General features: G+C 52.8%; 17 protein-coding genes and 1 other RNA gene. 10 read left to right on the forward strand and 8 right to left on the reverse strand.

What is annotated here, in order from left to right:
• From AC0YNT_RS29885 to AC0YNT_RS29930, 10 genes are all read left to right on the forward strand, one after another.
• A partial coding sequence (locus tag AC0YNT_RS29885; RefSeq protein ID WP_475807831.1) for a hypothetical protein occupies positions 1–195 on the forward strand: 195 nt, incomplete at its 5' end.
• 1,535 nt (positions 196–1,730) lie between these two features.
• Positions 1,731–2,081 carry a collagen-like protein gene (locus AC0YNT_RS29890; RefSeq protein WP_475807832.1) on the forward strand — a complete coding sequence of 117 codons (351 nt, stop codon included), beginning with the start codon at positions 1,731–1,733 and terminating at the stop codon, positions 2,079–2,081.
• A 220-nt stretch (positions 2,082–2,301) separates the two neighbouring features.
• Complete coding sequence (locus AC0YNT_RS29895; RefSeq protein ID WP_475807833.1) at positions 2,302–4,131, forward strand: cache domain-containing sensor histidine kinase; 1,830 nt, start codon at positions 2,302–2,304, stop codon at positions 4,129–4,131.
• Positions 4,124–5,662 carry a response regulator gene (locus AC0YNT_RS29900; protein ID WP_475807834.1) on the forward strand — a complete coding sequence of 513 codons (1,539 nt, stop codon included), beginning with the start codon at positions 4,124–4,126 and terminating at the stop codon, positions 5,660–5,662. The genes AC0YNT_RS29895 and AC0YNT_RS29900 overlap by 8 nt, the downstream gene beginning before the upstream one ends.
• 150 nt (positions 5,663–5,812) lie before the next feature.
• Positions 5,813–7,309, forward strand: a complete 1,497-nt coding sequence (locus AC0YNT_RS29905) for an ABC transporter substrate-binding protein (RefSeq protein ID WP_475807835.1) — start codon at positions 5,813–5,815, stop codon at positions 7,307–7,309.
• A 311-nt stretch (positions 7,310–7,620) separates the two neighbouring features.
• Complete coding sequence (locus tag AC0YNT_RS29910; RefSeq protein WP_475807836.1) at positions 7,621–8,556, forward strand: ABC transporter permease; 936 nt, start codon at positions 7,621–7,623, stop codon at positions 8,554–8,556.
• Between the two features lie 18 nt (positions 8,557–8,574).
• On the forward strand, positions 8,575–9,489 hold the full coding sequence (locus AC0YNT_RS29915; RefSeq protein WP_441897168.1) for a carbohydrate ABC transporter permease: 915 nt from the start codon (positions 8,575–8,577) through the stop codon (positions 9,487–9,489).
• A gap of 129 nt (positions 9,490–9,618) precedes the next feature.
• Complete coding sequence (locus AC0YNT_RS29920) at positions 9,619–10,944, forward strand: glycoside hydrolase family 125 protein (RefSeq protein ID WP_475807837.1); 1,326 nt, start codon at positions 9,619–9,621, stop codon at positions 10,942–10,944.
• Complete coding sequence (locus AC0YNT_RS29925; RefSeq protein WP_475807838.1) at positions 10,937–14,089, forward strand: beta-galactosidase; 3,153 nt, start codon at positions 10,937–10,939, stop codon at positions 14,087–14,089. The genes AC0YNT_RS29920 and AC0YNT_RS29925 overlap by 8 nt, the downstream gene beginning before the upstream one ends.
• On the forward strand, positions 14,076–16,835 hold the full coding sequence (locus tag AC0YNT_RS29930) for an alpha-mannosidase (RefSeq protein WP_475807839.1): 2,760 nt from the start codon (positions 14,076–14,078) through the stop codon (positions 16,833–16,835). Before AC0YNT_RS29925 ends, AC0YNT_RS29930 begins: the two co-directional genes overlap by 14 nt.
• Positions 16,836–17,382: 547 nt before the next feature.
• Here AC0YNT_RS29930 and ssrA read toward each other — a convergent pair.
• The 8 genes from ssrA to tpiA all read right to left on the reverse strand — a co-directional run bounded on the left by ssrA (position 17,383) and on the right by tpiA (position 26,246).
• Positions 17,383–17,747, reverse strand: a transfer-messenger RNA (tmRNA) gene (ssrA, locus tag AC0YNT_RS29935).
• A gap of 272 nt (positions 17,748–18,019) precedes the next feature.
• Positions 18,020–18,502: an SsrA-binding protein SmpB gene (gene smpB / locus AC0YNT_RS29940; protein ID WP_167283131.1), complete on the reverse strand. Its 483-nt coding sequence runs from the start codon at positions 18,500–18,502 to the stop codon at positions 18,020–18,022.
• A 174-nt stretch (positions 18,503–18,676) separates the two neighbouring features.
• Entirely contained in the window at positions 18,677–18,877 is a 201-nt protein-coding gene (locus AC0YNT_RS29945; RefSeq protein ID WP_012772186.1) for a cold-shock protein, read from the reverse strand.
• A 294-nt stretch (positions 18,878–19,171) separates the two neighbouring features.
• Positions 19,172–22,006, reverse strand: a complete 2,835-nt coding sequence (gene rnr, locus AC0YNT_RS29950) for a ribonuclease R (RefSeq protein WP_475807840.1) — start codon at positions 22,004–22,006, stop codon at positions 19,172–19,174.
• 174 nt (positions 22,007–22,180) lie between these two features.
• Positions 22,181–22,417 (reverse strand): preprotein translocase subunit SecG, encoded by a 237-nt coding sequence (secG, locus tag AC0YNT_RS29955; RefSeq protein WP_167283125.1) that lies wholly within the window; start codon positions 22,415–22,417, stop codon positions 22,181–22,183.
• A gap of 165 nt (positions 22,418–22,582) precedes the next feature.
• Positions 22,583–23,875, reverse strand: a complete 1,293-nt coding sequence (eno, locus tag AC0YNT_RS29960; protein ID WP_167283123.1) for a phosphopyruvate hydratase — start codon at positions 23,873–23,875, stop codon at positions 22,583–22,585.
• 78 nt (positions 23,876–23,953) lie between these two features.
• On the reverse strand, positions 23,954–25,489 hold the full coding sequence (gene gpmI, locus AC0YNT_RS29965; protein ID WP_475807841.1) for a 2,3-bisphosphoglycerate-independent phosphoglycerate mutase: 1,536 nt from the start codon (positions 25,487–25,489) through the stop codon (positions 23,954–23,956).
• A gap of 1 nt (position 25,490) precedes the next feature.
• Complete coding sequence (gene tpiA, locus AC0YNT_RS29970; protein WP_475807842.1) at positions 25,491–26,246, reverse strand: triose-phosphate isomerase; 756 nt, start codon at positions 26,244–26,246, stop codon at positions 25,491–25,493.
• Positions 26,247–26,274: the final 28 nt, after the last annotated feature.

The following is a 26,274-nucleotide window of genomic DNA, read 5'->3' on the forward strand; positions in this document are numbered from 1 at the left end:
CTCCATGAAATGGTTTTGTTTGACTTGCTCAAACTTGTTTTTATCGCTTTTTCCGTTATTTCTAACGGGGCAGTTTTGCTCGTTGTTCAGTTTTCAAAGAACAATTTTTTTCAACAACGCTGTATATCTTATCACGTTATCGAATTCAGTGTCAAGCTTTGTTTTTCGTTGATTTCAATTTCTATCCATCAATGATCTTTAGCTTTTCGTCCCAGCCGCTTGTTTCTCTCGGCCAGAAATAGAATATACCATAGGCATCTAATTCATTGCAAGACTTTTTTTGAAAAACTTTTCCGAAAACAATTTGTTTTGTTCTAAACACAAACCAAAAAAACTACCCCTGCAATCACGTAAACTGTAACTCGAAATAGTTACTTCATTAAAAGCAATCATTTCAGAGCGTATATGGTGGCGGAGAATTGTGGCTGTGTGAATCCATAATTTAAAGAGCTTGATCACTGAAGTACAGTGACCAAGCTCTTTTGCATCCGCGTGAGGACGGGGGTTTTACTTCCTCACTTCATTCCTTGCGACCTTTTTGAAATAACTTGGCAATCGCACCTCTAAGGTATAGGGACTCCGTTCATCTCGTATATGCTAATTCACCGCAATGACCAATGGATCACTAGCTACCTTTTGAGCTTCTTTCGCTACCACTTTTATCGTTTGGCCAGTGACCAACTGAATCAAAGAAACATTGATCGAAAATGAACCGTCACCCAACATATCTAGTTGTAATTGCATTGCCCTTATCATTAACTATCATAATTATTGTCGGTATCCGTTCATCGACACTTGGACCATCGTAAGTTCCTTGTATATTTACCGTTTCGCTGCTAACAATACTCGAAACAACAGGCACTGTGCTTTTAGGCGCTGGTTGAATTGTAATGTATACCGGATCGCTTGGCAGCATTCCTGCCTCATCGGTGATAACATATATTCGATCTCCGCCTCGCAGAACAGTAAACGCTTTAAACCGATCGACCAGTTACCTGAATTCATTTCGGAAAAGGTACCCGTATAATCTGCGTGCCATCTTCAAGATAGGCGCTTATTAAACCTGTCCCGTAATAGTAGGTGGACTGAACTTCTCTTCTCTACTGACATAACAGGCGTGAGCACCAGCGCATTGCTCATTACTTTACCAGGCGCATCAGCTTTGAGCTGCAATGTTTCTCCAGCCGGCAACGGAGGATATGACGGCATCATAAAGCTAAACTCGCCCTCATCATTAGCTTGTTTACTGTGAATGAACGTTCCGTCTTTATATATAGAAGAAGAAGGTAGCATGTGGCTCAATAACACCTTCTAAAATATAATTTGTATCCGTGTAGGCTGGAGCTGTAACAGAAGGAAAAGGTGTTTCTTCCGTCGGAACGATGGTGGTAAACAAGAACGGCTGGCTGGCTTTCTTCCCTGCTAACTTGGCTGTTAATTGATATTGGGTTTCGGATTCCAAAGCCAATTTGTGTACAAATGTTGTTCCGCCAGCACCTGAATAAAACTCTCTAATTACGTTTTCGTAGCTTATAATCTACCAAAATTGTAATAACAAAAATATCCAAATTTATATAGTAACAATCCATTTACTAGAAATTAATATGTAACTAGGTATTTGCGAAAATCCACTATTTAATGAGGCTAAAAAGAATATCAGATACGCCCATCCTCTTCTCCCCGCTCTTACATACAATGTTTTAGCCCATCAAATAAGGAGTGACAAGATCATGTCATTTTTCCCACCTCCCGGCCCCCCAGGATTCCCTGGACAGCCGGGACCTCCGGGAGGACCACCAGGAGGACCTTCGGGACCGTCAGGGCAGCCGATGGCGCCCAGCTCACCTCCGCCGGGATTCATCCCTCAACAACCTCAGGTCTCACCGTTTGCTGTTGACCCTGGCGCGATTTCTCGTTGTATGTTTAGGAATACGTACATTTGGCTCAGAAATGGAAACCAATTCTGGTTCTTCCCAGTATTCTTAGGGCGCACATCAGTTGCGGGTTTTCAGTGGAACGGACGGTTTTGGATGTATACTGGGCTGAGCTTGCAGTCCATTCAATCATTCACATGCGTCTAACCAAACCACGAGATAGAGCTCCGTCCCTCTAGGGATGGGGCTCTTTCTCGCGTTTGTATTTCTCTATGGAGGCGAGGGGCATCAATACCACCCATTATATGGGATATTATCATGGAGTTGTCTAACCATCGGTCTTACAGGCGTCCGAATAGGCGCGGCTCCGTCCTTAATGTTATAATGGCGGCAAATCCTAACTATCTACGAGAGAGGGCACGGGTGCTTGAGATTCCAGAAAATCTACCGCAACTATATACAGAACAACCTGTTCGTCAAAGTCATTCTCGTCTTCGCGGTCATCGTGCATCTGACGATCATCACGCTCTCGTACCTGCTCTTTGGTCTCATATCTGATTCCATCGTGAACAGCGAGCTGAATAACCAGAAGCAGGCAATGGAACGGGTGAACCGCTATATGGAGCAGAAGTACGACTGGGTGCAGAACACGGTGCAGGACATCTACCGCAACAGCCTGCTCGCGAGCAACGCGTCCTACTTTCTCCGTCATTCCTACAGCGAATACGCGCAGTACATGCTCGACCAGAACTACGCGGGCGGCAACGAGAGCGCGGTCGATATTCTGAGCTATCTCGCTGACCGGATGGATGCCGATCCCGACATCCAGAACATCCTGCTGTACAGCACTGACATGCAGCAGTTGTATGCTTTCAATCAAAACGGACCTCGGCGGCTTTACAAGACCAATCCGACCCGCTCCTACATTCCCGAGATCATGGCAGCGGACGGGCCAGTGGCGGCGACGCCGAACATCTGGATCCGCGGGCTGATCGGCCAATGGAACTCGCAGCTGTATTCCATGCGCGTCCAGGTGAACGATAAGAATACGCTCAAGAACATCGGACAGCTGCTCATATACTTCGATTCCGGCATGGTGAGCCGATCACTTGACCAGCAGCGGACGCCGCTTAAGGGCGAGATTCTGGTACTGTCTCAGGACGGGCAGGTGCTGTCCGATTCGGCGAACCAATACTACGGACAGCTCTTCCCGTACATGAAGCAAATCGGCTCCCTGAAGGAAACCGAGCTGATCGACGAGCCGTCGTACATCTCCACGCTGACGCAGAACAAAGCCGGGTACTTCGTGGTCGGCATTATGCCTAAAAGCGTGATGGCCGAGGCTTACGCAGGCCTCAAGCGAACGATCATTCTGATCAGCTCGATTTGCATCGTCGTCTCGGTGATCATTCCGTCCATCCTGATTGTCAATATCTCGCGGCGGACGAACCGGATCGTACACTTCATGCGGAAGGTGGAGGGGGGCAACTTCACCGCCCGCCTGCAGGACGCCCGCGAGGACGAGCTTGGGCAGATCTCCCAGAGCTTCAACGAGATGCTCGACGAGCTGGGCCGGCATATCGACCGGGAATACAAGGCGGAGATACGGCATAAGCAGACGGAACTTGCCGCTCTGCAGGCCAGGGTAAACCCACATTTTCTTTACAACACGCTTGAGGTCATCCGAATGCGGGCGATGTCGCAAGGAGCGGTCGACGTAGGCGAGATGATCTACAGCCTCGCGGCGCTGTTCCGCAACTCGGTCAGTGCGAAAGCGGAGAACACCCTTGGCGAGGAGCTCGAGATGTGCAGGCTGTACCTGGAGCTGTTCCGAATCCGTTACAAAGACAAATTCGCCTATGAGGTCGAATGCGACCAGGAGCTGCTGCGGGTTCCAGTTGCAAAGCTCCTGCTGCAGCCAATCGTAGAGAACTATATCGTGCACGGGATGGATTCCCGTCGTAAGAACAACAGCCTGACTATCGAAGCCGTGCAAGAGCACGGCCTGATCCAGGTTCAGATACGCGACAACGGCAAAGGCATCGAGCCGGAGAGGCTTGCGCGCATCATGCACCGGCTGAAGATGCCGGAAACCGAGGAACAGCAATCCTTCGGGCTGCGCAGCGTGCACGAGCGGATCGAACTCGTGTATGGACCCGGCTACGGGATAAGCATAGAGAGCATGCCCGGGAAGGGGACATCGGTGACGGTGACCTGGCCCGAGGCCACACAAAGGGAGGAAGCTGGCGATGTATAAAGTATTACTCGTGGACGACGAGCCGTTTATCACGGAAGGCTTGAGCGACGCGATCGATTGGTCCGCTTTCGGTCTGGAGGTCGTCGGCAGCTCCGAAGACGGCGAGGAAGCATTGGAGCGACTGCGCGAGTTGCCAGTCGACCTGCTCATCACTGACATCTCCATGCCGATCATGACCGGACTGGAGCTGATCCGCAAAGCACGGGAGCTGCAGCCGCAATTGAAGGTGATCATCCTGAGCGGGTTCAACGAATTCAATTATCTCAAGGAAGGCATGCGCCTTGGCATCGAGAACTACCTGCTCAAGCCGATTAACTTCGGGGAGCTTGAGGCGACGCTGACGGATACGGTACGGAAGCTGGAGGTGGACAAGCCAGAAAAGCCGTTGGGGGAAGATGAGATTGGCATCCTGCGGGACAATGTGATGACCCGATGGGTAAACGGGCGGATCGCGTTACCCGAGCTGACGGAACGAACAACACTACTCGGCATCGATCTTTCGAAGCCATATGTGGCGCTGGCGATCATCCGTTTTCGCCCGGAACAGAGTGCCACAGGTTACGGCCCGGACGACCGCATTGCGGATCTCCTGGCCGAAGAGACTGACCGCCTGACTCTTGTTCCCTTTCGCAACGACGAAGGCGAGCTGGTTGCCGTCTGCTGCATAAACGGAGACGAGCAGAATCAAGCTAAGGTAACGGAAGCCTTGGAAAGAGTAGCGGACAAATGGGAAAACAGGCAACTCGGCCCGCAGATCGCGCTCGGCGGGATCATGTCGACAGCCGACGCCCCTGCTAGCTACATCCAGGCTCGTAAAGCTCAGCAGTTTTTCCTGGTGCGGCATGACCGGCATTTACTCGACTATGCGGATATTTCCGCTGACACGGCAGCTCTTCCTTCGGGATTATTCGAATGGGAGGTATATGCAAAGTCCATCCTCGCCAAGGACAAGGACGAGCTGGCGGGGGTTATCGACCGCGATTTCGCGGCTATACGGATAGCGGAGAGCTTGCATCCCATCCGGGCGAGAGGCGCCGCCATCGAGCTGATGATCCTGATGAAGATCGAAGTTGACAAGCTCGGACGCACGGATGCCGCGGAGGTGTTCCAAAGCGCACTCGACCAAGCGGTGACCGCGGCAACGCTCGAAGGCGTGGAGAAAGCCGTACGGACGGCGGCATTCTTCACTGCCGATTCATTCTCCGGGGAAGACATGAGTCCTGTCATCAAGCAGGCGTTGCGCTACATCCACGAGCACTACGCGGATGCGCTGACGCTCAAGTCGCTTGGGTTGCAGTTCCATATTCACCCCAATTACCTTGGGCAGCTCTTTCACAAGCAGACGGGAGATACGTTCACGGATTACCTGAATAAATTTCGTATCGACAAAGCTAAGGAACTGCTGGCGGACAGCCGGCTTAAGGTGAACGAAATCGCAAGACAGGTCGGGTATTGGGAGACAGGCTACTTCTACAAGCAGTTCAAGAAGCATGTCGGGATGGTGCCGGGCGATTTTAAGGAGCTGCTATGACGCCGAGGCGTCATTCGTGGTTCCTTTCTTTATTTTGTACACTTATTCTTTGTTTTCTATTATTTTTGAAAATGTTTTCATCTTCTAAGATGAAGTAGCAAGAAGTCGCGACTACTGAAATGCTACACAGACAAAAGGGAGGAAACACAAATGGGAATCATCCGTAAAAAGGCAGCGATCGGTCTGACGTCCGCGATGGCCGTCATGCTCTTGCTGAGCGCCTGCGGAAGCAACGGTAACACTGCCACGAACAACAACACTTCGTCCGGCAACACAGGCAGCACCGCCAAACCGGTCGAATTGAACTGGTACACAATCGGCACGCCGCAGAAAGACGTCGACAAAGTTATGGAAGCGGTTAGCGAATACACGAAAGAAAAAATCGGCGCAACAGTCAAAATGACAATGATTGACTGGGGCGATTACAACCAAAAGATGCAAGTACTTACGGCTTCCGGCGCAGACATGGATATCATGTTCACTGCAGCATGGGCATTCGATTATGTGCAAAACGCGCGTAAAGGGGCTTTCGCTCCAATCGACGATCTGCTGACGCAATACGGCAAAGGAATTACCGACACTTTGAACCCTGCCTTCCTGAGTGGCTCCAAAGTCGACGGCAAAAACTACGGCGTACCGGCGAACAAAGAGCTTCCGACATCCGAGGTATGGCGCTTCAACAAGAACATCCTTGATGAGAATAAGCTGAGCATCACGGACGTGCGCTCCCTGGAAAGCCTGGAGCCGCTATTGAAGACAGTTAAACAAAACAACCCGGACGTGACGCCGCTGCAAGTGGACAAGACCTTCACGCCGTACATTCCATATGACTACCTGATTGAGAAATTCCCGCTGGCCGTTAAGCTGGGCGACTCCAGCTACAAAATTGTAAACGTGTTCGAAACGCCGGAAATGAAGCAAGCGCTCGAAACCATGCACAAATACTACCAAGCCGGCTACATTCCTACGGAAGCCGCGACGCTGGAATCGTCTTCGGACGTGCAAGCGACGGGCAAATGGTTCACCGATAAAGCGACGACGCAGCCGTTCGCGGACAACGTCTGGTCGACCAGCTACGGCTACCCTATCGTCTCGACGCCGATGAGCGACGCGCTGATCTACAACGCATCGGTCATGGGTTCCATGCAAGCCATCTCCGCGAACTCGAAGCATAAAGAGAAGGCGATGGAATTCCTGAACCTGCTGAACACCGATCCGGTTCTTCGCAACATGGTCGACTCCGGCATCGAAGGCACGCACTACAAGGTAACCGACGGCGACTACATGGAGAACCTGCCTGAGTCCAAGAACTACGATATGCCAACGTTCGCACTTGGCAACATTATGATCACGCACCTGAACCCTGGCGATCCTGCCGACAAATGGGAACAGTTCAAGACATACAACGATGCCGGCAAACCTGCCGCATTACTCGGCTTCAACTTCGATCCAACGAAAGTATCGAGCGAGATCGCGGCTGTGCAAAACGCGAAGGAATCCTTCTGGGCACCGCTCATGACGGGTACCGTCGATCCGGATAAATACTTGCCGCAAGCGATCAAAAAACTGAACGACGCGGGTCTTGGCAAAATCCTGACCGAAGCGCAAACACAACTCGACGCTTGGAAAGCTACGCAAGGCAAGTAAAGCACTTATAGCACCGAAGGGCGAATGCGAACATTCGCCCTTTTTTCAAAAACAAGGAACCGAACGGGATGGGACATCCCGTACATTGTTTCTCGTTCTAAGGGATGAAACTTGCGCCGCCAATGGACGGCATCAGCCGTTTCACCTTGAATTCTAAGAGTCTATATGTGTTTTTTATAAACATGGCTTAGAATTCTCCGGATTGAAACGCGCCACCCCTCCCTAAGGACGGGGAAGCCGTTTCACCTTGGGACGAAATGCCGCAGGCCCTTGGTGCTGCAAACCGACTTCGCTTAGAAAGGGTGAACCCCATGAAGGCCTTTGGGCGTTTCTTCAAAGACATCAACCGTAATAAAGCCCTGCTCCTGATGGTGCTTCCGGCTAGTATCTGGTTTATTTTCTTCTCGTACCTGCCAATGCTCGGCACGGTGATTTCCTTCAAGGAATACCGCGTGCACGGCGGATTTCTCTCCAGCATCATCCACAGCCGCTGGGTCGGCTTCGATAATTTCAAGTTCCTGTTCAGCACAAACGACGCGTACATCATCACCCGCAATACCTTACTCTATAACATCGTGTTCATCATCATTGGTCTAGTTCTGGCAGTGGCCATGGCCATCGTCCTTTCCGAAATCGCAAACAAGCGGCTGGCGAAATGGTTCCAAACGGGGATGTTCCTGCCTTACTTCCTGTCCTGGGTCATCGTCGGTTATTTCGCATATAGCTTCCTCAGCTACGACCGCGGCGTGATGAACAAGATCGTCCTGGCGTTCGGCATGGATCCGCAGCAATGGTATTCGGAGCCGAAGTACTGGCCGTTCATCATCGTCATCGTGTTCCTATGGAAGTCGCTCGGTTATAACAGCGTCGTCTATCTGGCCGCAATCATGGGCATCGATAAATCTCTATACGAAGCGGCAATGATCGACGGCGCGAACAAATGGCAGCAGATCCGTAACGTCACGCTGCCGATGCTGACACCACTCATGACCATTTTGACCTTGCTGGCCATAGGCCGCATTTTCTACGCGGATTTCGGCTTGTTCTACCAAGTTACCCGCGATTCCGGGACGCTCTACAACGTCACGAACGTTATCGATACTTACGTCTACCGTGGCCTGAAGACAACCGGGGAGATCGGCATGAGCACAGCAGCCGGCCTGTATCAATCTTTCGTCGGCTTCGCACTCGTCATCACGTCCAACTGGATCGTCCGTCGTTTCAATAAGGACAACGCGTTATTTTAGGAAGAAAGGAGCATCATCATGGCATCCCTTACGAAATCCAAGGACTTCCACCGGCTGACGCCGGCCTGGAACATCATCTTCAACCTCATTGCTGGACTGTTCGCGCTAGCTTGCGTGTTTCCATTTCTGCTCGTCATGGTTATCTCGTTCACGGATGAGAAGACACTGGCGCAGGACGGGTACTCGTTATTTCCGAACAAATGGAGTACCGACGCCTACAGCTACCTATTCAAAGCGGGCGACCAACTATTGCGCTCCTACGGCGTGACCATTCTCGTCACGGTTGTCGGCACGGCGATCAGCTTGATCTTTATCTCGCTTTTCGCGTACGCGATCTCCCGCAAAGGATTCAAATACCGTAAATTTTTCTCGTTCCTTGCCTTCTTCACGATGCTGTTCAACGGCGGACTCGTACCGTCCTACATCGTGACGACGAAGCTGCTCGGTCTCGGGAATTCCCTGTGGGCGCTCATTCTGCCGCTTGCAGTCAATGCCTTCTACATTATGATCATGCGTACGTTCTTCTCGACCATGATCCCGGACGCAATTATCGAATCCGGCAAAATCGATGGCGCCGGCGAGTTCGGCATATTCTTCCGACTCATCGTACCGCTTGCGCTGCCGGGCCTCGCGACAATCGCGCTGTTCAACGTGCTTGGCTATTGGAACGACTGGTTCAACGCCCTGCTGTACATCGAGAACCCCGATCTGGTGCCGCTGCAATCGATGCTGATGCGGATCGAGAACAGCATGCAGTTCATTCTTGCCAATAGCAACAACGCCTCCCTGGGGACGTCCGTGCTGCAGTCGATGCCGCAGGATACATCACGGATGGCGATGGTCGTCTTGGCAACCGGGCCTATCGTGCTCGCGTATCCGTTCTTCCAGCGCTATTTTGTGCAGGGGCTAACGGTTGGCGCCGTGAAAGAGTAATACCCTTTTGAAAACATTTCACACCGCAAGCGGCCCGCGGCGCGGACAACCGCCCACGGGCCGTTTGCGGTACGCATAAGTACGTATAAGCAACAACGCAATATAGTAACGACAAAGGGGAAAAACACCATGGAACAATTCAGATTACCAAAAATCGACATGCCTCACCTCCCGCTCCCGCAATCCGTGCAAGCGGTGCTAGCAGAGGCAGAGACGCGCCTCGCACACCGGCCGAAGCTGCTTCAGCTGTTTAAGAACTGTTTTCCGAATACGCTGGAAACGACAACCAAGCTGCTGAACGATGGCACGACTTTCGTCATTACGGGAGATATCCCCGCGATGTGGCTGCGTGATTCCGTCGAGCAGGTCATGCATTACGTACCGTTCGCCAAGGACGACGCAGACCTGCAGCGGATCATCGGCGGCCTGATCAAGCTGCATATGCGCAACATCGTCATCGACCCATACGCAAACGCGTTCAACGAGATGGCAAATGACTGGCACTGGAACACCGACGACAAGACGGACATGTCCCCTTGGGTATGGGAGCGCAAATTCGAGCTCGATTCCATCTGCTTCTCGATGCGCCTCGCGTTCACGTACTGGAAGGAAACCGGCCGCGCCGATATCTTTGACGCGGACTTCAAGATCGCCATGCGCGCCGCAGTTGACCTGTGGAAACGGGAGCAATACCATTTCGAGCGTTCGCCATACCGCTTCGAGCGGGACAACGGCATCATGACCGATTCACTCATGAACGACGGACTCGGCATGCCGGTCAACTACACGGGCATGGTCTGGTCCGGCTTCCGGCCGAGCGACGACGCCTGCGATTTCCATTACAACATCCCAGACAACATGTTCGCGGTTGTCACCCTCCGCCAGATGCGCGAGATCGCCGAATTCGTCTTCCGTGACCTGTCGTTCGAGAAGGAAATGGCGAAGCTGGAACGCGAGATCAACCATGGCATCCAGCTGTACGGCATCTACCGGCATCCGGAGTTCGGGCCGATCTACGCTTACGAGACCGACGGCTTCGGCAACTACTGCTTGATGGACGACGCGGGTACGCCGGGTTTGATCTCGATTCCATACCTCGGTTACGTGGACGGGGACGATCCAATATACCAGAACACGCGCCGTTTCGCGCTGAGCAAGGAAAACCCGTTCTATTACGAAGGAACGGCCGCGAAAGGCATCGGCAGCCCGCATACGCCGCCGGGGTATATCTGGCATATGGCCTTGTCCATGCAAGGGCTGACGGCCAAGACGGACGAGGAGAAACTCGCCATGATCGCGGTCTTGGAAGCGACGGACGCCGAAACAGGCTTCATGCACGAAGGCTTCCATTCTGACGATCCAACCGTATTCACCCGCAAATGGTTCGCTTGGTCCAACAGCTTGTTCTCGCAGCTGGTCTATAAAGCGATGAAAGCAGGATTACTCGATGCTTAATTCAACGATAATTTTCTATGATGGCGCCTTTCCGGGCGCCTCTGCCATTGGCGGAGCGGATTTGGAACAGCTGCGGGGCGTCGGCGAGGTGTGCGGCGCCGATGCGCTGGCATCGAGGCTGGAAGGTGCGGACGACGGCGTATTCGTGTCGCTGCATGCGCCTTATTTTCCCGCCGCGGCTTGGGAAGCGCTGCTCGGGTTTTTAAAACGCGGCGGCGGCTTGATCAGCCTAGGAGGCGCGCCCTTCCGCGTGCCGGTCCGCAAAGAGGCGGGCGAATGGCTCGCAGAGTCGGAGCAAACGGCATATCATCGACAGCTGCGCATTCATGAGATGCTGCCAGTGAAAGCGGTGCCGGTCGCGAAGCTGGCATCTGTCGAGGAAATCCCTCTATTCAAGGGCCGGGAGTCGCTGCTCGACGTCACGGATACGTGGAACCTCGTGCCGCATGTGACCAAATCGAGCGACCTGCCGCAACAGATGGGCTCGGCCGGTCCGATGGACGCGCATATTTACCCCGTGCTGAAGGGCATCTCCTACGAAGGACGGGAAGTTGCTGCACCGGCCGTGCTGTGGGAGAACACGAAAGGTGATTTCGCCGGCGGACGCTGGCTCTTCGTCAACCAACCGCTTGGTGCGGATTTCTTCGCACGCGGCGGAGCCGAGGCGCTGCAAGCGTGGACGGCATTCTGCGCGGCTGGCGTGACCGAGCTGTGGCTGAAGCCGAGCTATGCTTCCTACGAGCTGCATGAGCGTCCGATGCTGACGCTGCAGTCGCAGAAGCTGGGTCGAAGCACGGCGGGCAAAACGAACTGGACATTTGACATCAAAGTCCGCCATGACGAAGACTCGGACGTGTTCACCTGCCGTCATGAGGCGGAAATCGGCCCCGAGCTCGAGTTGAAGCGCATTCCGCTGCTCGGCGACATCCACGCGGGTTATTATCATGTGATTTGTGTCGCTAAATCCTCGGACGGCGAGACGCGCCTGCTTCGCCAAGGCTTCTGGGGGATGGACGCCGATTTACTGAACGCTGGAGGGCTGCTGTCACGCGGCCGGGATTATTTCGAGAAGGACGGACAGCCGATGCCTGTCGTCGGCATGACCTATATGACCTCAGACGTTGCGCGCAAGTTCCTGTTCCTGCCGAATGTATCGGTGTGGGATCGCGATATGGCGCAAATGCGCAAGGCGGGCATCAACTGGATCCGCACGGGTATCTGGACGGCGTACCGCAACATCATGCAGGTGGACGGGCATGCGTCCGAAGAAGTGCTGCGCTCGATTGACGCGTTCTTCATGACCGCAAAGCGGCACGGCCTGCAAGTAACGTTTACATTCTTCTCCTTTACTCCGGAGACATGGGAAGGCACAAACCCGTACCTTGATCCACGCAGCGTGGAAGCGCAGAAGCGGTTCATCCGCTCCATCGTCAGCCGTCATCGCGAGACGACGAACGTCGATTGGGACCTGATCAACGAGCCGTCGATGTTCGATCCGCCGCGGATCTTCTCCGACGGTCCGCGCTCGAGCCGCGACCGGTTCGAGAAGGCGGCGTACGCGGAATGGCTGGCGGAGCGTCACGGCACCATCGAGAAGCTGCACGAACGATGGGGTATGACCCCGGGCGAGCTGCCGGATTTCGCGTCAGCCGTCATTCCGGAGCCGGAGGACATCAACTTCGACGTGCAGGACATGCACCAAGGCAAACGGGGTACGCGTTGGCTTGATTACGCACTGTTCTCTATGGACATGCACAACCGCTGGGCGAAGCAGCTCGTCGATGCGATCAAGGAAAGCAATCCGTCGCAGCTCGTGACGGTCGGCCAGGACGAAGCGCTTGGCGCTCAGCGGCCGTCGCCGTTCTTTTACGGGGAAGCGGTCGACTACACGACTGTGCATTCCTGGTGGCTGAACGACCATCTGCTTTGGGATGGCATCTTCGCGAAGACGGCTGACAAACCAAACGTCGTACAGGAGACGGGTATCATGTACGTGGAAACACCGGCCGGATTCGCGAAGCGGTCCGAGGAAGAACTGCGAGCGATGCTGGAGCGCAAGTACGCGTATGCCTTCGCGGCAGGCGGAGCCGGTGCTGTGCAGTGGATCTGGAACACCAACTTCTACATGGACAACGCGAATGAATCCCATATTGGCGCGCTACGGGCGGACGGAACCGAGAAGCCGGAGGCGGACGTCTCCTACCGGTTCGGCAGCTTCATGGAGCGGATCCGCGATCTGTTCCGGGACCGCGAGCTGGAAGATGTGGCTGCCGTGTTCCCTTATTCCAACGACTTCTCCAACCGCAAGCTGGCGTTTGATGCGACGACGAGCTTGACACGCGTGCTCGGCTACGAGCTGAATACGCCGTTCCGCGGCGTGTCGGAGTACCATCTGGATGCGCTGGAGACAGCGCCGGCCAAGCTGATCATTGTGCCGTCCGCGCATAACTTCTCCGACGAGGCATTCGCGCGGCTGCTGGACATCGTGGACCGGACAGCAGCGACACTCTTGTTCACGGGCCCTCTTGGGCTCGACGCCTACTGGCGGGAAGCGGACCGGCTCGCAGATACGTTCGGCCAGCGGAAGCCGGCCAACGTCGTCCGGGAAGAACGGCTCGCGATTGGGGACAAGGAGTATCCGGTATCATACGGTCACCGGAGGATCGCCGAAGTGTTCAAGGAAGCTGGCTACGGTGCCCCTGCGGGAGCGGACCAGGTCATGGAAACAGCCTACGGACAAGGACGCCTGATCTGGTGCCCGCTGCCCGTGGAGCTGAACGAACGCGCAGAACCGGTCGCTGCGCTCTATGCGCACGCGCTGGAGGTTTCCGGCGCGCGCCGCGAATTGGAATGGCTGAGAGGCGGCAACCTGGCCGGCGTATACGGCCGGAGTCTTCGCTTCAAGGACGGCGAGCTCTTCGTGTTCGTGTCCGAATACGCGCATGACGCGCAGATCGAAGTGAAGTCCGCCGCGACGGGAACAACCTATTCGTTCGTGCTGGAACGAGAGCGCGCGGTGTTGTTTGCCGTCGACCAGGCCGGTCGCGTGACGGATGTCTATCGCCCGGATGAAGTGGAAGTACTGGCGCAGCCGGCCGAAGAAGGCTTGAAATCGAAAGGAGACGATCGCCATGGCGAACGCTAATAATAGAAAAACGGCACATATCATCTCGCACACGCATTGGGACCGCGAATGGTATCTGCCTTACGAGAAACACCACGTGCGACTGATCGCACTCATGGATACACTGCTGGACACGCTGGAGAACGACGCGGAATACCGCAGCTTCTATCTCGATGGACAGACGATCATCATCGAGGACTACCTGCAGGTACGCCCGGACCAACGGGAGCGCCTGGAGAAATGGATCCGCGAGGGCCGCATTCATATCGGTCCATGGTACGTCCTGCAGGATGCGTTCCTGACGAGCAGTGAAGCGAACGTCCGCAATCTGCAGATCGGGCATCAAGATGCCTCGCATTACGGCACGATCGCAAAGGTCGGGTATTTCCCCGACACCTTCGGCAACATCGGCCAAGCGCCGCAGCTCATGAAGCAGGCGGGCATCGACAACGCGGTGTTCGGCCGCGGCGTCAAGCCGACGGGCTTCAACAACATGGTCTCGGACTCCGCTTATGAGTCGTCCTTCTCGGAGCTCGTATGGGAAGGACCGGACGGTTCGCAGGTGCTCGGCATTCTGTTCGCCAACTGGTACAGCAATGGCAATGAGGTGCCCGTGGATGAAGCGGAAGCCAAGGAGTACTGGGACCGCAAGCTTGCCGATGCAGGCAAATACGCATCGACGGGACAGCTGCTGTTCATGAACGGGTGCGATCATCAGCCGATCCAGACGGATCTGGCCGAAGCGATCCGCGTCGCGCGCAAGCTGTACCCGGATACGGATTTCGTCCATTCGAATTTCCCGGATTACCTGGCGTCACTGAAGTCGTCGCTCGAAGACAAGCAATTGTCGGTCGTGCGCGGCGAGCTGCGCAGCCAGCGGACGGACGGCTGGTCGACGCTCGTGAATACGGCATCCGCCCGCGTCTACCTGAAACAGATGAATCAGGTCGGCCAGACGATCCTCGAGAAGGTCGCCGAGCCGCTTGCCGCATTTGCGCATGTGACGGGCCAGGCCAAGTACCCGCATCATCTATTGAAGTACGCTTGGAAAACGCTCATGCAGAACCATCCGCACGACAGCATCTGCGGCTGCAGCGTCGACGAGGTGCACCGCGAGATGGTCACCCGGTTCGATAAGAGCCGCCATGTGGCCGAGACGATTGTCGACGACAGTAAACACGCGGTCGCAGGCACGGTCGATACAAGCGTATTCGCGGGCTACGGCCAGGATCCGCTGCCGCTCGTCGCGTTCAATACAACGGGATGGACGCGCAGCGGCGTCTTGGAAATTGAACTGGACATTGCGCGCGTGTATTTCCGTGAAGGCATCGCCCCGAATGACATGATTCGCATGATGAAGGAAATGTCCATCGAGGGCCGGACGCTCGTGGATGCGGACGGCAACGCCGTTGCGCATACGGTCGAGGATCTAGGCTTACAGTTCGGCTACGACCTGCCGGATGACAAATTCCGTCAGCCGTATTGGACACGCCGCGTGAAGCTGACATTCGAAGCGACCGCCGTGCCGGCGCTTGGATTGAAAACTTACGCTTGGGTGATCGGAGCTGCAAATGACGCTTCGTCGCCGTCAATGGTGACCGGTCCCCGTACGATTGCGAACGCCAACCTAAGCATCGAAATTGCCGAGGACGGAACCTTGGCGGTAACGGATATCGCCAGCGGACGCACGTACCGCGATCTGCTTATCTATGAAAATGTCGGAGATATCGGCAACGAGTATATGTTCAAGCAGCCGGACGGCGAGCCGGTTCTCACGACCAAGGGCCTAGTGGCTGAAATTCGCGTCATCGAAGACAGCGCGTTCCGCGCCGCGGTCGAGATCGTGCATCATTGGTCGATCCCGGCATCCGCCGATGAGCTGTTCGAGCAGGAGAAGCAGGAAGCTGTCTATTATCCCGAGCGCAAAGCCGGCCGATCGACAACATTCGTGCCGATTACGATTCGCACCGTCGTCAGCTTGGAGCGCTCCGGACGCGGCGTAGGCATCAGCACGACGTTCAATAACCAAGCGAAGGACCATCGCGTGCGCGCCTTGTTCCCGACCGATCTGGCTGCGTCCGTCCATCGGGCTGACGCGATCTTCGAAGTGGCGGTTCGGGGCAACGACCCGGCCGTCGAATGGGAGAACCCGAGTAACGCGCAGCATCAGCAAGCCTTTGCCGATGTCAGCGACGGTACGCAGGGCCTCACGATCGCGAATCTGGGCTTGAACGAATACGAAGTGCTTCGCGACGGCCGCAATACGATTGCCGTCACGCTGCTTCGCTCCGTCTCCGAGCTGGGCGACTGGGGCGTCTTCCCGACGCCGGAAGCGCAATGCCTCGGCGAGCATACGACCCAGCTATTGATCCTTCCGCATGGCGGCGACGGCGCAGCGACTGGCGCTTACGCGGACGCGTATCAGTTCCAAGCGCCGTGGACAAGCGCGCAGACCGGCGTACACGGCGGAACACTATCACCGGTGCACTCGTTCCTGGCATGGGAAGGAGAAGGCATTGCGTTCTCCTCTGCCAAGATCGCGGAAGCGACGGGCGACCTTATGCTGCGTTGGTTTAACATGCGGCCTGAAGCCGCGAAGCTGCAGGCGCAGCCGAACGTCGGCGCGGCCGCAGTGGCGTACGCGAGCGATGTACTCGAACAGATGGGCGAACGCCTGCAGCCGTCCGGTGAAGGTGCGAACGGCTCGTTCGCAGCGGAACTCGGGCCTTGCGAGATCTACACGGTAGGCATCACGGCAGCGAAGTGACGCAGTTGTGAACTGGATTTAACGGAATGAGAAAGAGGATGAACCGGCCATGGCTGGTTCATCCTCTTTTTTACCTGCGCTCGCTTGCTGAATGCTAATCGGACCGATTCAGTATCCATTGCCTTGGCAATCATCCTTAAATATACAGTTCTCTATGGCCCACTCTAACCGTTATAAACGCCTTCTACAACTCCGATGAGAGTTTCAGCCGCTATTACCCATACCCATCATATCGCCGTTCTAGAAGGCACTACAACGCTTCTGTGCCAAATTGAATAAAACACAAAAGGTCGACAGAAATTCTGCAGACCTTTTTGAGGGTTAGGACTCAACACCTTGCCCTAGTGATTTCGCACGAAACCTTGTTCTCGACGGTATGATAATCTGTTTATTATACCCACTCTCACAAGCAGTTAAGTTAGCTTACGACCTTCTCGGACTATAATAAAAAACATTCATTTTTTATTATTAACAATCCAATTATTAGGAATATTTATCAATTTAAAACAAAGCAAAAACCCCGACCTCTTGCGGTCGGGGCTTTACATGGTGGAGGCGAGGGGATTTGAACCCCTGTCCGAAGACAACGCCACACAGGCTTCTACGGGTGTAGTCACAGTATTGATGTCACCCGAGCGTCGTCCCGTAACCGACTACGCGTTGGGTCAGCCTGATTATCTTCTTCCGTCGACCCCAGGCGGAGACCGAACGGCGTATCCCACTACTTGTTAGCCCCTAGTCTAGTCACATGGGCGATGCTAGGTAGGAGCACGCTCACAGGTTATTAAGCTGCGAAAGCGTAAGTTTGTTGTTGTTTGCCATTTAATAGGCTTTAGCGTTGATGAAGCAGACGACTCCCTGCTACCCGCAACCCATGCTCGTACTATCCCCGTCGAATCCATAAACGCCCCCAATATCGCATAAACGACCTATTCAAAATATAAGAAAGTATACGATATCTCTATACTATGCTTATATTTCATTGGCCGATTAGCTTTAAGAACGCCTGGAATGAGGTGTAGCGCACTTACACGCTATTTCATTACAAGCAAGCATTACCTTACCTTGTATAACTTCTAGATCAGCGCCTCTTCTTTCCTTTAGCGCTTCTCTAGTATAACACGAACTCAATGACAATTGCTCAGCTTCTTGATACCAGTACATACAGGATGCACCATAAAAGGTTATCTTGCAACCTTCTGCTTCTCACGAAGCACACGCTGGATATCACGCTGTGCATCACGCTTGGCAGCAGTCTCACGCTTATCATACTGCTTCTTACCTTTACCAAGGCCGATCAGCAGCTTCGCGTAGCCATTGCGTACATAAATTTTGAGCGGCACGATCGAATAGCCTTCCTGCTTGGACTGGCCGAGCAGTTTGTGAATTTGCTGTTTATGAAGCAACAGCTTCCTGGCGCGTGTCGGATCGGTTGGATTGTGGCGATTGCCTTGTTCAAAAGGACTGATGTGCATATTATGAATGAACATCTCGCCGTTCCGGATCGTCGCGAACGCATCACCAATATTCGCCTTGCCCATTCGGAGCGCTTTAATCTCCGTACCCATAAGCACGATTCCCGCTTCATACGTATCCTCAATGAAGTAATCATGGGAAGCTTTCTTATTCTGAGCGAGTTGCTTTCCGTCATTTTTCTTACTACCCACAGTCTTTCACCTCATCTTTGTTTACGCCATCCAGCTCTAGAATGTGCTCTATTAAGAATTCATTGTAACAACTTTAAAAGCCTAACGCAAGAGACCTGTCCACGGAAATACATCGCTTACATAAATAAAAAGACCGCCCCATTAAGGGCGGTCTCCGTTCGTTAAATTAAGCTATTACAGCTTAACAACGTTCTCAGCTTGTGGTCCACGGTTGCCTTGAACAACGTTGAACTCAACGCGTTGGCCTTCTTCAAGAGTTTTGAAGCCTTCGCCAACGATTGCGGAGAAGTGAACGAATACGTCATTGCCGCCTTCAACTTCGATGAAGCCGAAACCTTTCTCAGCGTTGAACCATTTAACTGTACCTTGTTGCATGTGTATTACCTCCAAAAATGTATTAATATGCGCCTATTTCGTATCGAAACAAAAAATTCACACATTGAAAAAGGTCCATGACTTTAATGACACCCTTTTCAATATGTGAATTCAGGTTCATATCATCAATTGCTTTGAGTGTACTATACCCAAATTCAAAATGCAAGCGACAAGCTTAAATATATTTTCCCAGCTTATCCTAAGAAACGGTGCTGCTTACTCGCAGACCGCGCCGCTTCTGGCAGCACCATTTTCCCAGGTTTAGTACTATATATGTTCCATATTTATTTACTTTTATTTACGTTTCTTGCGGACAAACGCTGCGGTGGAGTTGCCTCCTCCGTTGTTATTACTGCCGTCTCCGCTATTTCTTTTTCTTTTCTTATTTTTCCCTTCTTCGCTGGAATTATTCACTCCACTCGAAGAATTTGTGCCGCCGCTGCGCTGACCAGTACCACGCTGGCCTCCACTACGATCTCCGCGTTGACTTCGGCCACCGCGATTACCGCCTGAGCGCTGCCCTTGATCCGGATCTTCGCCCGTATCGGCATCGCGACCCCGGCTGCCGCTAATCGGCAGCCCCCACATATCCGTGCGCGATCTTGCTCCGCGCACTTGACGCCCTTGCTCGAGCGGCTTCGCCGGCTCTTGCCATGGCGTGCGCTCCGCCGCGCCTTCGGCTGGGCGATTCGCGCCTTGCGCCGCTCCGCGGTCAGCGCCTCCGCGCTTCCGCTGCGCGCCACCGGCTTCGCCGGCTTTGCCGCGGCCCGCATTTGCGCCGCCGCGAGAACCACCTTGCGCACCGTTTTGCCCGGCGCGCTTATCTCCGCCGCGGCGTCCACCACCAGCGCGGTCGCCTCCGCGACCAGCAACAGCTCCCGCATCACCACCGCGGCCAAAGCCTCCGCGTTTGCGGCCGTTGTTGCCGCGGCCAGCACCAAAGCCTGCATCCGCTACGCCTTTGAAATCGCTGCGCGGTTTCATATCAACCATCTCAAAGTCGATCGTGTGGTCGTCCATATTTACCCGCGAGACGCGGATTTTCACTTCATCACCAATGCGATAGACCTTCGAGGTACGTTCGCCGATCAGCACCATATGAAGCTCGTGGAAGTGGTAATAGTCATCCGACATATCGCTTAGACGAATAAGCCCTTCCACCGTATTACTCAATTCGACAAACATGCCGAAGCTTGTCACACTGCTAATAATACCGTCGAATTCTTCTCCGACTTTATCCAGCATGTATTCACATTTTTTGAGCTTATCCGTATCCCGCTCTGCATCAACCGCTACACGCTCACGTTCGGATGAATGCTGCGCAATATCCGGCATGCGTGCTGCGAGTGCTTCGTTGCGTGCTTCCGTTAATGCACCACGGTTGTCCAACACTTCGCGGATAACTCGGTGAATCACAAGGTCCGGATAACGCCGGATTGGCGAGGTAAAGTGGGAATAAAACTCAGCCGCGAGGCCAAAGTGCCCAAGACTCTCAGCATCATATTTCGCCTGCTTCATGGAGCGCAGCATCACTGTTGAGATAACTGTCTCTTCTTTCGAGCCGCGAATCTCTTCGAGCAGCGTCTGGAGAGCGCGAGGATGAACCGAGTTCCCCTTACCCTTCACGACATATCCAAAGTTCGAAGCAAACTGCATAAAGTGAAGCAGCTTCTCTTGATCCGGATCTTCATGGATCCGGTATAAGAATGGAACGCGCAGCCAGTGGAAATGCTCCGCCACTGTCTCATTCGCCGAGAGCATGAATTCCTCGATAATCTGCTCAGCGACAGAACGCTCTCTTTTCACAATATCAACCGCTTTGCCCTGCTCGTCCACGATTACCTTCGACTCTTGGAAGTCAAAGTCAATCGCGCCGCGCTTCATCCGTTTCTTCCGAAGCTTCATCGCCAGCTCTTCCATCAAGCTGAACATATCAAGAAGATCTGCATAACGTTCTTTCAGCTCGGTTTGCGGCTCCTCTTCCGTTGCTGTCAGGATCTTCTTCACATTCGTATAGGTCATGCGTTCTTTCGTCTTGATCACACTCGTAAACACATCATGACGAACGCGCTTTAGCGTCTTCGCTTCAAATTCCATTTCGCAGGACAGCGTCAGACGGTCAACCTGAGGATTCAGCGAGCAGATCCCATTCGACAACCGATGCGGCAGCATTGGAATAACCCGGTCAACGAGATATACACTGCATCCACGGCGGAACGCTTCTTGATCAAGCTCTGATTTCTCCTTGACGTAATACCCGACATCTGCGATATGAACACCAAGCAGGTAGTTACCATTCTCAAGCCGCTTCACATGAACAGCATCATCAAGGTCCTTCGCATCTTCACCGTCAATCGTAACGATGACCTCACCGCGCAGGTCGCGGCGGCCTTGCTCGATAATCTCTTCCTCGGTAATGGAATCCGGGGCTGCTTCAGCCTCCGCCATTACTTCATCAGGGAAGCTCTCTGGCAGCTGATGCTTGCGGATAATCGACAGGATGTCGATACCTGGATCATTTTTATGCCCTAGAATCTCAACGATCTCACCTTGCGCAGCAGAACGTCCTTCCGGATAAGATACAATACGGACGACAACCTTTTGTCCCGACACTGCACCTTGGAATTCACCTTTCGCGATAAAAATATCACGGTTAATCCGTTTGTCATCCGGAATCACAAAGCCATAAGCTTCATGACTGTCGAAGGTACCTACAACCTGAGTGACAGCACGCTGCACAATGCGGACGACCTCGCCTTCCATTCGTCCTCCGCCTTCGCTTTGCGAAGTAATCCGTACCAGTACGATATCACCGTTCATCGCACTCTTCTGATCGTTAGCATGTATGTAAACGTCAGGGTGATCCTTCTCATCCGGCAATAGGAATGCGAACCCTTTCGCATGCGCCTGGATTTTACCTCTCAGCAGGTTCATTCTCTCTGGAACGCCATAGCGCTCGTTGCGCGTCCGAATGACCTTACCTTCTTCCTCCAACTGGTTTAACATCTTCAGGAATTGTTTAAACTCCGTCGCATCGGTTATGCCGAAATGCTGTTCCAGCTCCTGATAAGTCATTGGCTTATAAGCCGTTTCCCTCATAAAATCAAGCAGTTCCTGCTCTTGCATCATAATTCTCCTAGTCACCTCATACACCGGAGGCCTTTTTCTACCGTTATTTTGCTACCGGCTGATAGAATATCATATACCGTAAGTATACACGAAATCATTCCCCAGCATCCGTAAAACCCCGGAAAAAACAAAAAACGGAGGTTTCCCTCCGTTTTCGAGTACAAATCATGATCATTAAACTTTAACGACGTATGCTACAACCAAAGCTAAGATGAAAAATCCAGAAGCCAGGCCTACTGTCAGACGCTGAAGGAACAAGTCCAAACCGCGAGCTTTCTGCTTACCGAACAAATGCTCAGCACCGCCAGAGATTGCACCAGACAAACCAGCACTTTTCCCTTTTTGAAGCAATACGACCGATATCAAGCCAACTGCGAAAATAACGAGCAAAATCTTCCAAAAGATTTCCATTTGATCCACCTCCAGCATAGGAGCTCCGTAAAACACATAAATTTATTTTATCATAGGCGGACAAGTAATTCAATAGTTTCAAATTTAACTACAATTTCCTTCATCTAGCAAAAAAAGAAGGCGTCCGCTAAGCGGAACGCCTTCTTCTATTTTGACCTTCAAAACTTATTTGAAGTTTTTCAGGTTGTAGAATGCCGATTTGCCTGCATATTGAGCAACCGAACCCAGTTGGTCTTCGATGCGAAGCAATTGGTTGTATTTCGCAACGCGGTCCGTACGGGACGGAGCGCCTGTTTTGATTTGGCCAGCGTTTGTAGCAACAGCGATGTCAGCAATTGTGCTGTCTTCGCTTTCGCCCGAACGGTGGGAGATAACTGCAGTGTAACCAGCGCGTTTTGCCATTTCGATTGCATCGAATGTTTCAGTAAGCGAACCGATTTGGTTAACTTTAACCAGGATCGAGTTACCCACGCCTTTTTCGATACCGTCGGACAGACGCTCAGTGTTTGTAACGAACAGGTCGTCACCAACGAGTTGAACTTTGTCGCCGAGTTTATCAGTGAGCAATTTCCAACCTTCCCAGTCGTCCTCGGAGCAGCCGTCTTCGATTGTGATGATTGGGTACTTCTCAACCCACGAAGCAAGCAGGTCAACGAATTCAGCGGATGTGAACGATTTGCCTTCGCCTTCGAGGTGGTATTTGCCGTCTTTGTAGAACTCAGTGGAAGCTACGTCCATACCGAGGAATACATCAACGCCTGGTTTGTAACCAGAACGCTCGATAGCAGAGATGATTGTTGTAATTGCTTCTTCGTTGGAACCAAGGTTAGGAGCAAAGCCGCCTTCGTCGCCTACTGCAGTGTTCAGGCCTTTATCTTTCAGAACCGATTTCAGGTTGTGGAAGATTTCAGCGCCGATACGAAGAGCTTCTTTGAATGTAGGTGCGCCAACTGGCAGAACCATGAACTCTTGTACGTCAATGTTGTTGTCAGCATGCTCGCCGCCGTTGATGATGTTCATCATTGGAACTGGCAGAACTTTTGCATTGAATCCGCCCAGGTAAGTGTATAGGGATACGTTCAGAGCGTCAGCTGCAGCGCGAGCAACAGCCATCGATACAGCAAGGATTGCGTTAGCGCCCAGTTTAGCTTTGTTAGGCGTTCCGTCAAGCTCGATCATTTTACGGTCGATTGCTACTTGATCAAGTGCGTCCAGACCGATGATTTCAGGTGCGATAATTGCGTTTACGTTCTCAACCGCTTTTTCTACACCTTTGCCAAGGTAACGGCCTTTGTCGCCGTCACGAAGCTCAACAGCTTCGTAAGCGCCAGTGGATGCGCCGGATGGAACGATTGCGCGGCCTTTGCCGCCGGATTCCAGGGATACTTCTACTTCTACAGTTGGATTCCCGCGGGAATCCAGCACTTCGCGTGCGTATACGTCAACGATAATAGACATTTTAAGTAACACTCCTTATTAAGGTTTATTTATAGGGTTGAAGCATGGAAAACAACTCTTTTGAGTTTACCTTGAAACTTACTTCTGAATCAATGTTGTACCTGTCATTTGTTGCGGTTTAGCCAGTTCCATCAGATCAAGAACCGTTGGAGCCAGGTCAGCCAGAATACCGCCTTCGCGAAGCTCTCCGCCTGCCACTGTAACAATACAAGGAACAGGGTTCGTTGTATGTGCTGTGAACGGACGGCCGTTCTCGTCAAATACCATATCCGCGTTGCCATGGTCAGCCGTAATGATCGCTACGCCGCCTTTTGCAAGGATAGCTTCGACCACTTGACCAAGGCAATCATCTGTTGCTTCTACCGCTTTGATCGTTGGCTCCAGCATGCCGGAGTGACCAACCATGTCAGGGTTAGCAAAGTTCAGAATAATCGCATCATGATTGTCGGCTTCGATTTCTTTCACCGCAGCTGCTGCAACCTCATATGCACTCATTTCTGGCTGCAGGTCATAAGTTGCAACTTTTGGCGAATTGATCAGAACGCGTGTCTCGCCCGGAAGCTCAACATCGCGGCCACCGCTGAAGAAGAACGTAACATGCGGATATTTCTCCGTTTCCGCGATGCGCAGCTGCTTCTTGTTGTTCTGAACAAGCACTTCACCAAGCGTGTTATCCAGGTTCTTAGGCGAATAAGCCACATAACCGCCAATTGTCTCACTGAACAGCGTCAGGCAGACAAAATGCAGGTTTTTAGGGCAGCTCTCGCCACGGTCGAAACCACGGAAGTCTTCGTTCGTGAATACTTGTCCAAGCTGGATCGCACGGTCAGGACGGAAGTTGAAGAAGATGATAGAATCTTCCGATTCAACAAGCCCTACCGGCTGGTCATTCTCACCTACGATAACCGTTGGCATAACGAATTCATCATAAACGGATTTCTCATAGGATTCAACTACTGCCTTGATCGGATCCGTGTACTTAGGACCATCGCCGTAAACCATGGCGCGATAAGATTTCTCCGTACGCTCCCAACGTTTGTCACGGTCCATCGCATAGTAACGGCCTTGTACCGTTGCGATTTGGCCTACGCCTACTTCTTCGATCTTCGCTTGCAGTCTTTCAAGATAACCTTTCGCGCTGTCTGGAGCAACGTCACGTCCATCAAGGAAAGCATGAATGAATACTTCGTTCAGCTCTTCTTTCTTCGCCAGATCAAGCAGAGCGAAAAGATGTTCGATATGACTGTGAACGCCGCCGTCTGACAGGAGACCGTACAGATGAAGCTTCTTGCCGTTCGCTTTCGCATGGCGAACTGCCCCAAGAAGCGTTTCATTGTCGTAGAACTCCCCGTCACGGATCGACTTGGAGATTCGAGTCAAATCCTGATAAACGATACGGCCAGCGCCGATGTTCAGGTGCCCTACTTCAGAGTTGCCCATTTGCCCTTCCGGCAAACCAACAGCCTCACCACATGCTGTCAAAGTCGTATGCGGGTAAGTCGACCAGTAGCGGTCGTAGTTAGGCTTTTTCGCTTGTGCTACAGCATTACCTGTTACATCATCACGAAGACCAAAGCCGTCAAGAATAATCAGTGCAACTGGTTTCGGAGCCATGTTACTTGGCCCCCTCAACTAGTGCAATATAGGAAGCTGGCTCAAGCGATGCGCCGCCTACAAGTGCGCCGTCGATGTCCGCTTGGCCCATATATTCTGCTACGTTGTTAGGTTTTACACTGCCGCCGTATTGGATACGAACCACTTCAGCTGTTGCTGCATCATACAGATCAGCAACTACGCTGCGGATGTAACCGATAACGTCTTGTGCATCCTCAGAAGTCGAGGATTTGCCAGTGCCGATCGCCCAGATTGGCTCATAAGCGATAACCACTTCAGCAGCTTGTGCAGCCGACAGACCCTCAAAAGCTGCTTCTGTTTGCACTTTACAAACATCTTTTGTTTGGTTCGCTTCGCGCTCTTCGAGCTTCTCGCCTACGCAAACGATTGGCGTAATGCCATGTTTGAAAGCTGCATGCATTTTTTTATTAACGATTTCATCAGTCTCAGCGAAGTAAGCACGACGCTCGGAATGGCCGATAATGACATATTTCACGCCAAGATCCTTCAGCATTACGCCGCTGATCTCGCCTGTGAATGCACCATTGTCTTCGAAGTGCAGGTTTTGCGCACCGATTGCGATCGATGTGCCTTTAGCTGCTTCAACAAGTGCTGGAAGTGTAGTGTAAGGTGCGCAAATCACGCTCTCTACACCAGCAACCTCTGCTTTGCCTTTAACTTCGGAGAAGAACGATACGGCCTCGGAAACCGTTTTGAACATTTTCCAGTTACCTGCAATGATTGGTGTTCTGCTCATCGTAATCCCTCTTTTCTATTAATGATAA

Source organism: Paenibacillus sp. J22R56 (assembly GCF_056269375.1).